The organism is Microbacterium oxydans, from assembly GCF_900095745.1.
Classification (GTDB): Bacteria; Actinomycetota; Actinomycetes; order Actinomycetales; family Microbacteriaceae; genus Microbacterium; species Microbacterium oxydans_B.
In genome coordinates this window covers 37036-48749 of sequence record NZ_FMIR01000006.1, presented here as the reverse complement: position 1 = coordinate 48749, position 11714 = coordinate 37036, and the positions used below count along the sequence as shown (strand labels likewise).

At 68.0% G+C, this 11714-nt stretch carries 13 protein-coding genes; 7 read left to right on the top strand and 6 right to left on the bottom strand.

Translation table 11 applies throughout. The annotated features are described in order from the left end of the window. Positions 1-2 precede the first annotated feature (2 nt). Entirely contained in the window at positions 3-698 is a 696-nt protein-coding gene (locus BQ2383_RS01035; protein ID WP_091027873.1) for a DUF1684 domain-containing protein, read from the bottom strand. Between the two features lie 591 nt (positions 699-1289). Between BQ2383_RS01035 and BQ2383_RS01030 the strand changes: the two genes are divergently transcribed. The 4 genes from BQ2383_RS01030 (at position 1290) to BQ2383_RS01015 (ending at position 2941) form a co-directional block, all read left to right on the top strand. Next, entirely contained in the window at positions 1290-1517 is a 228-nt protein-coding gene (locus BQ2383_RS01030) for a hypothetical protein (RefSeq protein ID WP_140403278.1), read from the top strand. A gap of 223 nt (positions 1518-1740) precedes the next feature. After that, complete coding sequence (locus tag BQ2383_RS01025; protein WP_091027866.1) at positions 1741-2025, top strand: DUF1778 domain-containing protein; 285 nt, start codon at positions 1741-1743, stop codon at positions 2023-2025. Beyond that, a complete protein-coding gene (locus BQ2383_RS01020) occupies positions 2018-2521 on the top strand; it encodes a GNAT family N-acetyltransferase (protein ID WP_091027862.1) in 504 nt (167 codons plus the stop codon). The genes BQ2383_RS01025 and BQ2383_RS01020 overlap by 8 nt, the downstream gene beginning before the upstream one ends. Positions 2522-2608: 87 nt before the next feature. Beyond that, positions 2609-2941 carry a hypothetical protein gene (locus BQ2383_RS01015; RefSeq protein WP_091027859.1) on the top strand — a complete coding sequence of 111 codons (333 nt, stop codon included), beginning with the start codon at positions 2609-2611 and terminating at the stop codon, positions 2939-2941. 44 nt (positions 2942-2985) lie between these two features. Here the strand turns inward: BQ2383_RS01015 and BQ2383_RS01010 are convergent, their stop codons facing one another. Then, entirely contained in the window at positions 2986-3642 is a 657-nt protein-coding gene (locus BQ2383_RS01010; RefSeq protein ID WP_091027856.1) for a TetR/AcrR family transcriptional regulator, read from the bottom strand. Positions 3643-3706: 64 nt separating this feature from the next. On the opposite strand from BQ2383_RS01010, the gene BQ2383_RS01005 reads away from it, so the two are divergent. After that, positions 3707-5020 (top strand): glycosyltransferase, encoded by a 1314-nt coding sequence (locus BQ2383_RS01005; protein ID WP_091027852.1) that lies wholly within the window; start codon positions 3707-3709, stop codon positions 5018-5020. 224 nt (positions 5021-5244) lie between these two features. Here BQ2383_RS01005 and BQ2383_RS01000 read toward each other — a convergent pair whose 3' ends face one another. Together BQ2383_RS01000 and BQ2383_RS00995 are read right to left on the bottom strand one after the other, a co-directional pair. After that, entirely contained in the window at positions 5245-6348 is a 1104-nt protein-coding gene (locus tag BQ2383_RS01000; RefSeq protein ID WP_091027848.1) for a hypothetical protein, read from the bottom strand. Beyond that, on the bottom strand, positions 6345-7313 hold the full coding sequence (locus BQ2383_RS00995; RefSeq protein ID WP_091027844.1) for a hypothetical protein: 969 nt from the start codon (positions 7311-7313) through the stop codon (positions 6345-6347). The genes BQ2383_RS01000 and BQ2383_RS00995 overlap by 4 nt, the downstream gene beginning before the upstream one ends. 33 nt (positions 7314-7346) lie before the next feature. Between BQ2383_RS00995 and BQ2383_RS00990 the strand changes: the two genes are divergently transcribed. Then, positions 7347-8006 (top strand): GNAT family N-acetyltransferase, encoded by a 660-nt coding sequence (locus tag BQ2383_RS00990; RefSeq protein WP_244175847.1) that lies wholly within the window; start codon positions 7347-7349, stop codon positions 8004-8006. On the opposite strand, the gene BQ2383_RS00985 is transcribed toward BQ2383_RS00990, so the two are convergent. After that, a complete protein-coding gene (locus tag BQ2383_RS00985; RefSeq protein ID WP_091027840.1) occupies positions 7996-10347 on the bottom strand; it encodes an arylsulfatase in 2352 nt (783 codons plus the stop codon). The genes BQ2383_RS00990 and BQ2383_RS00985 overlap by 11 nt on opposite strands. Positions 10348-10484: 137 nt before the next feature. On the opposite strand from BQ2383_RS00985, the gene BQ2383_RS00980 reads away from it, so the two are divergent. Then, positions 10485-10841 (top strand): hypothetical protein, encoded by a 357-nt coding sequence (locus BQ2383_RS00980; RefSeq protein WP_231481877.1) that lies wholly within the window; start codon positions 10485-10487, stop codon positions 10839-10841. A 145-nt stretch (positions 10842-10986) separates the two neighbouring features. Here BQ2383_RS00980 and BQ2383_RS00975 read toward each other — a convergent pair whose 3' ends face one another. Further along, positions 10987-11574, bottom strand: a complete 588-nt coding sequence (locus BQ2383_RS00975; protein ID WP_237682566.1) for an Lrp/AsnC family transcriptional regulator — start codon at positions 11572-11574, stop codon at positions 10987-10989. Positions 11575-11714 lie beyond the last annotated feature (140 nt).

Below are 11714 nucleotides of genomic sequence, written 5' to 3'. Positions count from 1 at the left end.
TGTCAGACCGCGTAGATGTCGAAGCCGTCGCGGAAGACGACGTTCTTCTCGCCTGCTCGGATAGGCAGGGGGAAGCGGTTGGATGCCGGCGGCAGCGGGCAGTTGTACTGGGCGCTGAAGCCGCAGGGCGGCACGAACGCGCGGTTGAAGTCGAGGGTGACGGAGCCCTCGTCGTCGCGCAGCTGGACGAACAGGAAGCGACCGGATCCGTAGGTCTCCGAGCCGTTGGTCTCGTCGCCGAAGACGAGCAGCAGCGTGCCGCCGTCGTCGAACGCGGCGAGGTCGTACTCGCGGCCGTTCAGCTCGAGGCGGATGTCGCCGGGGACGACGAGGTCGCGGGTGCCGCCGTTGTCGCGGATGTGCTCGAATGAGACCCGGCGATCACCGGAGACGGGGGTGAAGTGGCCCTCGAGCACCCACGCCGGGTCGTACTCGTACGTGTCGATGCGGTCGAACGCGCGGATGGCGGGGGCGTCGGCATCCCAGACGCGCAGGCCGTGTTCCGCCTGGCCGGTCTCGATGTCCGTGCGCTGGAGCGGCGTCACGATCTCGGTGGGGGATGCGGCACGCTGCGCGGCATCCAGGTCGGGGCGCTCGCCGGTCCAGCGCGTCTCGACCAGGGCGAGGTTGCCGGTGGCAGACGTGACGGAGGCGCGGCGCTCGGCCTGCCACTGGGTGTGCTCTTCGCGTTCAGACATCACTCTCAATTCTCCGGCATGCAGAACGGGGTGGGGCCGGACCCGTCACTCGGGGTAACGAGGTCCCGCGCTCAGCCACGGGTTCGTCATTGCGGTCGGCGGCGAGGCAGGGCGATTGCCGCGTCCCGTGACAGATCGCCCTAGACGTTCGTCTGTCGGCCGAAGAGGGACAGACGTCTAACTAGTTAGCAGGTAACGTTATAGCTCATGATTCCATGAGCTTGGAGCCTCACTCGACACGGAAGAGCACTATGCATATTCGGAGAACACTCGGGACGGGGCCGCGACAGCCGTTGCTCTGCTGGTGGCGCTAGGGGTTGCTGCTCCTGCGCAGGCGGTTGAGATCGCCCCGACTCAGGTCGTCTCAGTCGCGTCACCGACAACGGCTTCTCCCTCGGTTCCGGCAAGAGATCTGGGACCATGCTGGGCGCAAGCTGGCAGGGTCGTAGGTGGAGGGGTTGTGGTGATTGGGACTACCGTTACAGCACCATGGCTGTCCCCTGCAGCTCTGGCCGCATACCTCGGGCAGATGGCCCAGGAGCATATGTCTGATGGGTACTTCACATGCTGACGATGGAGAGGAATGAAACCGTGAGCACAGAACGTAAGCCCGTTCGCGGGCAGTCCTTTGGTCGTGCGCTGGCCGGCTGGACCTTCGTTTTCCTCGCCGCGTGCATGGCGTTTGGTGCAGCCGCTACCGCAGTCGATGAGGGATGGCGGATCTTCTTGTTCATCGATGGCGTCGTACTGGTTTTGGGACTTGTCGTTCTCATGTCGATGTGGATCCTTCGCCGACGTCGCGCGGTAGCGCAGGCGTAATGCCCTCTGGGCCCGCCCAGTAGGCGGCTCGCCCGACAAAGGGGGGCGCCTCCGCCTTCATCTGGAGGTGCCGGGGTGGGTCTGATGTGAGGACAGATCGGGATGCGTCGCGCAACGCGACGCATCCCGACCGGGCCGGACCCGTCACCTGAGAGAGCGAGTTCCGTCGCTCAGCCGCACGGAGGCTCCCAGATGTACGGAGATCTGCCGTACAATCGATCCCATGAGCACCTCGACTTCTCCGCTGAAGAGCGCCCGTCTGGAGTTCCGGGTCACGGCGGATCAGAAAGAGGCGATCGAGCAGGCAGCTGCGATCGAAGGCCGCACCGTGACCGACTTCTCGGCTTCCGTCCTCGTGGAGCGGGCGCAGGAGGTCATCGAGCGCGAACGCCGATTGCTCGTCGATGCCGTGCGGTTCGACGCCTTCATCGAGGTTATGGACCGCCCACCCCGCACCGTCGAGGGCCTGCGGGAGCTGCTGAGACGCGAATCCGTCTTCGTTGACTGAGCTCCTGACGCCGCGGCCCCTTGCGGCCGGCGACAAGCTGTCCGACTTCCGTTGCGGTGAGGAGAGTCTCGACATCTGGCTGCGAGGTCAGGCCCGCTCGAATGAGAAGAACGGTGCCTCGCGCACCATGGTCTCGGTCACGCGGGAGGGGAGAGCCGCAGGGTATTACTGCCTGGCCTCCAGTGCCATCGATCGCGGCGATGGGCCGCCACCACTCGCGGTCGGCATGCCCGGGTCTGTTCCCATCGTGCTGCTCGGCCGCTTGGCCGTCGACCGGGAGTACTCGGGTCGCGGCTTGGGATTCTCGCTTCTGCAGCACGCGACGATGCGGGCGCTCGAAGCCGCAGGCGCCATCGGCGTGCGCGCGATCCTCGTGCACGCGATCAACGACGAGATCGTCCCGTTCTACGAGCGGTTCGGCTTCACCGTCTTCCCTGATGCGCGTCGCACCCTCTTCCTCCTGGTGAACGACGCCCGCGCGACCCTCGCGCTGTGACGGGGCTGTCGAGTCCCCCGGAGTGACGCACTCGGATGCTCACGCGAACGGGAGTCTCGTACTCTGACACGAACCGTGAGGAGAGAAATGGACGACCAGCGCCGCAACCGGAGCCTGCCGGGCGACCACGTCATGTGGTTCCACGTCTTCGTGTCGGTGGTGGCTGCGCTGTTCATCTTCATGAGGATTCTCGAGATCGCTGGGTGCACGGCTCGCTGCGACTATCCCGCAATAGGCTCGTCCACTCACGCGTTCTGGTGGACGGATCTCTCGCTCTTCATCGTCGCCGCAGGCTCCTACGGTTACTTCAGGTCTCGAATCCGAAGGTCCTGGATCATCCCGACGAGTGGCGTCGCCCTCACGCTGATCGCGTTCGTCGTCGCCAACATGGCGCTGAGCGCCGCGTTGGGCCAGTTGTAGGGCGAGAGGCAGCGAAGGCAGACGTCACGGGTGGTCGGGGTCCTCTAGTCAGCGGGAGACAGCCTCGTCGCCGTGATCTCGGCATCGACCGCCTCGCGCAGCCACGCGGCGTAGCGGTCGGTGGTCCACCCGGACTGCGCGACGAGCTGCTGGTAGCTCTCGGGGGAGAGCAGGAACGACAGGGCGTCGGCTGTCGTCGCCTCATCGATGCCGGGGGTGGCGATGCCGCGCCGTCGCAGCTCCGAGACCAACATGCGGTAGTCCGCGCCGCGACGCTCCAGGATGCGGTGCAGGGCGGCGTCGACGACCGGGTCGGAGAGTGCGGCACCGAGCAGCACCGTCCACAGCCCGTGACCTCGCGCGTTCGCAGTGGTGATCTGGGTCAGCACCGCATCGAGGAAGGCCTCGTCCGGCAGCTCGAGCAAGCCGGCGGCGACCTCGGTGTCGGCGAGGGAATCCGCGCCCTCCGATCCCGAGAACGTGGTCTCGAATGCGGCGATCAGCAGCTCGGCCTTCGCGGCCGTCGTCTTCACGGTCTCGGCGGACACTCCTGCCTCCCGGGCGATCGCGGCGATCGTGGTCGCCTGATACCCCTGCGTCGCGAACAGGCGGGCGGATGCGGCGACGATGCGCGAGCGGGTCTCCTGCGCCTGGCGGGCGCGCAGCTCCGATCGATAGGCGCGGGGAGCGGCCTCAACCATTGACTTTCCTAACGGGGTGATGAATACTACGACGGTACATCCGATCTTAGGGAAAGAATCCGCCATGTCCCGCTACCTCATCACCTGCACGCCCGCGCACGGCCATGTCGTGCCCTTGCTGCAGATCGCTCGCCACCTCCTCTCCCGCGGCCACGACGTGAGCTTCCTCACGAGCGGCCGCTATGCCGAACGTGTGCAGGCCGCCGGTGCGCGCTTCCTCCCGCTGCCCGTCGACGCCGATGTCGACCTCGACGACGCCGATGGCGCGTTCCCCGAGCGTCGGGGGCTCACCGGTCCCGCAGCCCTGCGGTTCGACATGAGCAACCTCTTCGTCCGCCCCGGCGCCGCGCAGCTCGCCGCGATCCGCGCCGAACTCGAAGCCCGCCCCGTCGACGCCGTCCTCACCGAGCCGCTCTTCGTCGGCGGGGCGCTCCTGCAGCTGCTGCCCGCGGACGAGAGGCCGCCCGTCGTAGTGCTCGGCATCTTCCCGCTCGGGGCGCGCAGCGCCGACACGGCGCCGTTCGGGCTCGGTGTCACCCCGATGCCCGGCCCCCTCGGCCGCTTGCGCAACGCCGCCCTCCGCACGGTCGCCGAGCGCGCGATCTTCGGTGGAGTCCAGAAGGAGGCCGACGCGATGGCGCGGCGCGAGGTCGGCCGCGACCTCGGCGGCTTCGTGCTCGACTGGGCGGGCCGTGCCGACGCCTACGTGCAGTTCACCGTGCCCGAGTTCGAGTACCCGCGCCCCGACCTTCCCGCCACCGTGCACTTCGCGGGACCGCTGCCGCCGTCGCCGTCCGACCCCGTCCTGCCGGAGTGGTGGTCCGAGCTCGACGGTTCACGGCCGATCGTGCACGTCACCCAGGGGACCATCGCCAACTCCGACTTCGGGCAGCTCGTGCAGCCGACGATCGCCGCGCTCGCCGCATCCGATGCCCTGGTCGTGGTGTCGACGGGTGGACGCCCGGTCGATGCGCTGGCCGGAAAGCTGCCCGACAACGTGCGCGTCGCCGAGTACCTTCCGTACGACCGTCTGCTGCCCCTCGTCGATGTGCTGGTCACCAACGGCGGCTACGGCGGCGTGCAGCAGGCGCTCGCGCACGGGGTTCCGCTCGTGGTCGCCGGGCAAACCGAGGACAAGGTCGAGGTCTGCGCGCGAGTCGGGTGGTCGGGCGCCGGGGTGAATCTGCGCACCAGCACCGCGACGCCGGCGCAGGTCGCGCGCGCCGTGGAGCGCGTGCGGTCGGACTCCTCCTATCGCGCGAACGCCGAGCGGATCGGTGCGGCCATGCGCGATGCCGACGCGTGGCTGTCGCTCGACCGGTCCCTCGACGAGCTCGCGGGTCGGTGGGCGCGGGTTCGGGGCGGCGCCCGGAGCTGACCCCGTCGGCAGAAAGCGCATTCCGGCGCATGGATGCAACGCGTTGCAACCCCATCCGGTATACCATTCGGGTATACGCCCAGAGGTGTCAGTCCCCAGCTGACCATGGGCGGGGCGGCTCAGCCGCCATGCGGAGGGAGAGTCGATCTTCTTTCGATCCCGAGGGGGGATGGGGTGGGAGTTCGGTCCCCAGCCGACACCCACCCCCACACTCGGACTCCGCCTCAGTTCATGCGACTCAGGAACCAGAACGCGGCGAACGCGATCACGACGATCAGCGGCAGCCACGTGCCGCCGCGCTTCAGTCGTCGTCCCTGCGGTGCGACGCCCGGCGGCGGCGTGAGCAGGCCCGCCGGCGCAGCGAACGGCAGCGCCTGGCCCGGAACCGCTGCGGATGCCGTGGCGCCCGGGTTCTCGGCGACCAGGCGCTCGTCGCGCCACCGCGCCCACTGATCGAACTTCGTCAGCAGCGCGCCGACCGTGCCGAACAGCCAGGCCCAGGTCGCCGGATCGAGGGTCGACACCTTGCGCTGCGTGTACAGGAAGAGCCAGTCGTCGACGATCTCGACGTCGAGCTGCGCCGCGTTGTCGATGAACCGCGCCATGATGTCGGGCGTGAACAGGTAGAGCGCATCGCGTTCGTAGCCGGCCGGGCAGTACAGGGTGAAGTGCTGGTCGAAGTCGCCCTCGAGCGACAGGCGCTGTTCCTTGTGGAATGAGGCGGGCAGGTTCGAGCCGAAGCCGTTGTTGCCCTTCGCGTCGAGCACGATGTTCGGCAGCGGCACGTCGAGCTTCACGGCCACGTAGCCCCAGCGGTAGGTGGTCGAGTTCTTGCCCGACTGCACCGTGTACTGGTAGTTGCCGAACTCCACGAAGCGCGGCCTCGTGCCCCGGAGCAGGTCTGTCGACTGCCGCGACCGGCCGAGGCTGAAGATCATGCCGGGCAGGGGAGGGTCGGCCACCTTCGGCTCGTACGACATGCCGTTCGCCTGCGCGAACCGATGCAGCCGGTACCGCGTGGTCTGCGCGTTGCGCACACCCATCCAGATCATGACGCCCGCGGCCGCCAGCAGCAGGACGATCAGTACCAGCGGGATAGCCATCGCAGACGGGCTTCCGCCGAGCGACGCGATGCTCACGATCACACTGACCATGACCGGGATCAGCACGACCGCGGCGATCGCGACGGCGATGATGCCGATGACGGTGGATGCCGACGTCCGCGACGACGGACGCGAACGCAGCTCCGCGGCGAAGGCGCGCACGGCGGCTGCGTCGACCGGGTCGCTGAGCGGTCGCGCGTCGAAGGGCGTCTGCGGCGGACTCACCGGTTCACCATGTCGGCGTCCCACGTGAGGTCGGCGCCCTCCGGAATCGCGAAGGCCTCGAGCCGCTCGTCGGCGCAGAGCGTGTCGATCAGCGCGGGGGAGCAGGCCACGATCGTCGAGTCGAAGTCGACCTCGCTCACCATCACCCAGGCGTGATCCTCGGGCCACAGCAGGCTCGGGCTCTGGGGCGGCCGGGGGAACCCGCGCTCTTCGGCGATGCGATCGCGCCACGGAACCTGTCGGGCCCACTCCGGGTCGGCGAAGGCGCGCGGCGGCGCCGAGAACAGCACGTGATCGCGCATCGGGAGCCGGAGGCGCGGCCCCTCGGAGATCTCGCGCGAGAGGATGCCCTCCTGCCAGGTGGGCTTGCGGAAGACGTTGTTGAACGGATCGTGCGTGCTGCGATCGAGCATCGCCTGATGGTTCGGGTCGTCCGTGAAGGCCAGGGAACCGCCGGCCGGGGTGATGCCGTAGAAGCCGAACAGATCGCCGCGGCCCTCCCAGAGCGCGGCGAAACCGGCATCCGGAGTCTGCGTGTGGTCCACGAGGTGCGTCGCGATGGCCGCCAGGTGCTCCGGGGCGAGCTCGCCCTCCAGCGGGGCGGAGAACTCGCGACCGTCCGGAGCGATCCGCGTGCGCCAGTCCTCATCGGTCTGTGTCCGCACGATCCGGTGCCACTGTGCGAGCGGGTGCAGGGTCGTGTCGAAGGCAGCGGCCGTCTGCGCCCAGGTGGCAGGCTCGTCGACGAACTGCCCGCGCAGCGCCTGCTGCTCCGACTCGGGCAGCCGGTCCCACTCGTCCGAGGTCGGCACCGCACGGTCCGGGAGCGAGCGGACGATCGCCGGATGCAGGATCCGCGCATAGGCGGCGAAACCGCGCGGGACCACCGAATGCATCGTCTCGAGGTCCGTGTCGAGTCGCTCGCGCACCCAGGCTCCCGCCGAGGGATCAGACATCCACTCCATGCGACCACGCTACCCGGACGTAGGGTGAGACCCGTGTCCCCGACAGCCGCGCCTTCGTCCCGTGCGTTCGCCCCGGAGTATCCGATCCGCACCGAACGCCTGCTCCTGCGCCCGATCGCTCCCGGCGACGCCACCGCGATGCACGTGTACAAGTCCGACGCGGATGCCGTGCGCTACGTGCCCTATGGGCCGCTGGAGCACGCGGACATCGAGCGGCGCATCGCCACGATCTGGTCGAACACGCGCTTCGACAACGAGGGCGACGCCGTGAGCCTCGCCGTCGAAGAGCGCGAGACCGGCGAACTCGTGGGTGACGTGGTGCTGTTCTGGCGGAGCGAGAAGGATCGATCAGGCGAGGTCGGCTACATCTTCGACCCTCGTGTCGCCGGACGTGGCTACGCGACCGAAGCCGTGCAGGCGCTGCTCACGCTCGGCTTCGACGGACTCGGCCTGCACCGGATCGCGGCACGGATCGATGCACGCAACACCGCATCCGCGCGGGTCGTCGAACGGCTCGGCTTCCGACTCGAAGCGCGGTTCGTCGAGAGCGAGTGGTTCAAGGACGAGTGGGCGACCCTGCTCGTCTACGCGCTCCTCGAAGACGAATGGCGCGGGCGTGACGGCGGGAAATGCCGAGACGGCGTGCGATCGGTGATCGCACGCCGTCTCGGGTCGCCTTCGGCTACTGCTTGAGCATGGCGACCGCGAGCTTGTGCTCGTCGTCGATCAAGTGGGAGTGGTCGTCATCACCGAGGTCGATGCGCACCCACTCGATCGTGCCCGTGAATCCGTTGCCGGTCGCGGCGTAGTCGGGCGACACCGGCGAAGCCAGGTCGTTGCCGATGTCGACCGTCTCGTCGAACGTGAACTGGAACGGGATCGTCTTCTGCACACGACCCTCACCGATCTTCTCGTCACCGGCGTAGAGGGTGACGGTGCCGCCTTTGGCGAGCCCGCCGCCGTCGTACGCGAAGTGGGCGCGCACCTCTTGTTCGCCGGTCGGGACCGGGGAGTCGGAGCGCACGATGTCGACGTCGATACCGAGCAGGTTGTACGCGAAGGCGAGATTGCCGTCCTTCGCATAGAACGACCAGCCTCCGTAGGCGCCGCCCTGGGCGATGAGCACGCCGTCGGCACCCGCATCCGGCACCGAGACCTGCGCGGTGACGGTCCACGACTTGTTCTTGATGTTGATCGTCGAGTTCTCGCTCATGCGCTTCATGCCCGGGTAGAACTTCTGCGAGTCGCCGGTGATGAGCTGCGGGCGCCCGGCGATGTCGGGATTCATCCGCTCGGCGGACCGGATGTCGAGCGGGAGCACGTTGAAGCGTGCGGCCTGGATGAGGAACAGGCGCTGCAGGTGCGCGAGGCGCTCGGGCTCTGCGGCGGCGAGATCGTTCGACTGGGTCCAGTCCTCCTCGACGTTGTAGAGCTCCCACACGTCGTCATCGAGGCCGTGTGACGAGGCCAGCCAGGGGTCCTTGTGCTTCGCCACGGCCGTCCACCCCTTGTGGTAGATCGCGCGGTTGCCGAGCATCTCGAAGTACTGCGTCTCGTGCTGCTCCGCCGCATCGGCATCCGAGAACGTGTAGTTCATCGGCGTGCCCTCGTAGGGACGCTGGGTCACACCGTTGACGGTCGTCGGCTCCGGGATCCCCGCTGCGGCGAGGACGGTCGGGGCGACGTCGATCACGTGGCTGAACTGGTTGCGGATGCCGCCCTTCTCCACGCCGCCGTTCGGCCAGCTGACGATCGTGCCGTTGCGGGTGCCGCCCCAGTGGCTGGCGACCTGCTTCGTCCACTGATACGGAGTGTCCATGGCGTGCGCCCAGCCGACCGCGTAGTGGTTGTACGAGCTCGGCGTGCCGATGTCATCGATGTGGTCGGCGACGTACTGCTCGGTCTCGATCTCGTTCATGTGGTTGATCGTGAAGCTCTCGTTGGTCGTGCCGTGCATCGAACCCTCGGCGCTCGCGCCGTTGTCGCCGATGATCACGTAGACGAGGGTGTCGTCGAGGATGCCGAGCTCTTCGTATGCGTCGAGCAGGCGTCCGACATGATGGTCGGCGTAGGCGAGGAACCCGGCGTAGACCTCCATCTGTCGGGCCAGGGCGGGTTTGATCAGGTCGCTCATCTCGTCCCAGGCGGGGATGCCGGGGCTGCGCTCAGTGAGCACGGCGTCGGGCGGGATGACGCCGAGTTCGAGCTGACGGGCGAAGGTCTCCTTGCGGATTTCGTCCCAGCCCTGATCGAACTGGCCCTTGTACTTATCGGCCCACTCCGCGGGGACGTGGTGCGGAGCGTGCGTGGCACCCGGGGCGAAGTAGGTGAAGAACGGCACCTCGGGGGCGAGCGACTTCTGCTCACGCACCCAGGCGATCGCCTTGTCGGTCATGTCGCCCATGAAGTGGTAGCCGTCCTCGGGCGTGCCCCACGGTTCGATGGGCGTCGTGTTCTCGTAGATGGCCGGGTACCACTGGTTCGTCTCGCCGCCGAGGAAGCCGTAGAAGTACTCGAAGCCGTTGCCGGGCGTCGGCCAGCCGTCGAACGGTCCGATCGCGCTGGCCTGCCAGACCGGCACCTCGTGGCACTTGCCGAACTGCGAGGTGTTGTAGCCGTTGAGCTTGAGCGTCTCCGCCAGCGGCGCGCAGCTGTTGGGCCGCAGCGAGTTGTATCCCGGTGCCGAGGTCGCGATCTCGGTGATTCCGCCCATGCCGACGGTGTGGTGGTTGCGGCCACTGAGCAGGGCGGCTCGAGTGGGCGAGCACAGGGCGGTCGTGTGGAATCGCGTGTACTTGAGTCCCGCGGCCGCGACGCGCTCGAAGGTCGGGGTCTGCACGGGGCCGCCGAACGCGCTCGATGCGCCGAAGCCGGTGTCGTCGATGAGCACGACCAGCACGTTCGGTGCTCCCGCGGGCGGTCGCACCGGGGTGATCGGAGGGAACGCGGTGTCCGGATCGGTCGCGTCGTAGGTGACCGTGCCGGTGTACGCCAGGTCGGGGATCGGAAGGCTGGAACGCTGCAGATCGGACATGAAGCTCCTACGGCTCTCGGCGACGGGGCACACGTCGCCTCTTGCGGCACAGCCTAAGGACGGCGGGGAGGAGCCCGGCGGCCGGATCACCCGGTGCGGGTGACCGGTGGCCGACGGCATCCCGCATAATCGAGGGTGTGACTGCGACAGCAACCCTCCCCTCCCTCGACGGCCGCCGCTTCCGGATGGTCTCGTCCACGACTTCTGCGGTCGACCCCGAATCCCCGAGCATCTTCGAGTACTTCGAGCGCGACGGCGCGATCTGGGGCGGGTACGAGGGCGACACGGTCACGTTCGGCAAGTTCGTCGGCACGCGCACCGCTGACACGATCTGGGTGTCGTTCGTGCACGTGCTCAAGGCCGACGGCACCGTGGTGACCGGCGATGGTGAGAGCGAGCTCGAGCTCACCGACGACGGCGGCATCCGCCTGGTCGAGCACTACGAGATGCACGGACTCCCGCAGCTCAGCGTGTGCGAGGAGATCGCTGCCTGACGCAGCGCCCCCGTGCGCCGAGCAGTCGCTCCCGTGCGCCGAGCAGTCGCTCCCGTGCGCTGAGGGGTCAAGAAACGCCCAATCACAGCGTGGAGATGCGGCGTGTCCTGACCCCTCAGCGAAGAGCGGCAGCGGGGAGCGCGACTCAGCGCGGCGGCAGCGCGTCTCGACCGGCGGTGGCCGGCGTCCAGCGCGTCATCCCGAGCGGGATCTCGGTGCTGCGCTCGGGCAGATCGGCCGGCAGCAGGTAGGGCCGGCGGATCACCTCGTCGAGCACGACGACGCTGACCACGGTCCGCACCTCCGGGAGCTGCGCGATCACCCCGGTGGAGAACTCGTGCACGCCGCTCACGTCGACCGCGCGGATGAGCAGCATCGCGTCATGCTCGCCGGTGGTGATGGCGCACCACTCGACATCGGGCATCTCGAGCACACGCTCCCGGAACGATGCCCAGGCCTGCGGCATCACCGTGACGAACACGAGCGCGCCGATCGAGAGTCCGGCCTTGGCCTGATCGACCCGCGCGCTGAAGCCCGTGATGACCCCGTCGTGCACCAGCGACTCGACCCGCGTATACGCACTCGCGCGGGAGATGCCCACCTTGTCGGCGAGAGCGGCGATCGAGACGCGACCGTTATCACGCAGCACATCGAGGATTCTGTATGCCGTCTCGTCCAATGGGGCGGCACTTCGTCCAGAATGCTTCGACTGATCCGCATCCTTGCTGGACATATTGCTCCTCACGACCGACGTTCTGGACAGAGCGTGCTGGGACCACCCACACTCGCTGGACACATCGTCGCATATGATGCGAATCTGAACCCCGGTCGTCCACATCGGTGGCGACTCACCCGAATGTACTCCTCGCCCCT

Excerpts from the sequence above, each read along its gene's own strand:
- BQ2383_RS00985 (WP_091027840.1), bottom strand. The coding sequence starts at position 10,347 with ATGTCCGATCTGCAGCGTTCCAGCCTTCCGATCCCCGACCTGGCGTAC.
- BQ2383_RS01005 (WP_091027852.1), top strand. The coding sequence starts at position 3,707 with ATGTCCCGCTACCTCATCACCTGCACGCCCGCGCACGGCCATGTCGTG.
- BQ2383_RS01035 (WP_091027873.1), bottom strand. The coding sequence starts at position 698 with ATGTCTGAACGCGAAGAGCACACCCAGTGGCAGGCCGAGCGCCGCGCC.
- BQ2383_RS01010 (WP_091027856.1), bottom strand. The coding sequence starts at position 3,642 with ATGGTTGAGGCCGCTCCCCGCGCCTATCGATCGGAGCTGCGCGCCCGC.
- BQ2383_RS01025 (WP_091027866.1), top strand. The coding sequence starts at position 1,741 with ATGAGCACCTCGACTTCTCCGCTGAAGAGCGCCCGTCTGGAGTTCCGG.
- BQ2383_RS00995 (WP_091027844.1), bottom strand. The coding sequence starts at position 7,313 with ATGGAGTGGATGTCTGATCCCTCGGCGGGAGCCTGGGTGCGCGAGCGA.
- BQ2383_RS00975 (WP_237682566.1), bottom strand. The coding sequence starts at position 11,574 with ATGTCCAGCAAGGATGCGGATCAGTCGAAGCATTCTGGACGAAGTGCC.
- BQ2383_RS01015 (WP_091027859.1), top strand. The coding sequence starts at position 2,609 with ATGGACGACCAGCGCCGCAACCGGAGCCTGCCGGGCGACCACGTCATG.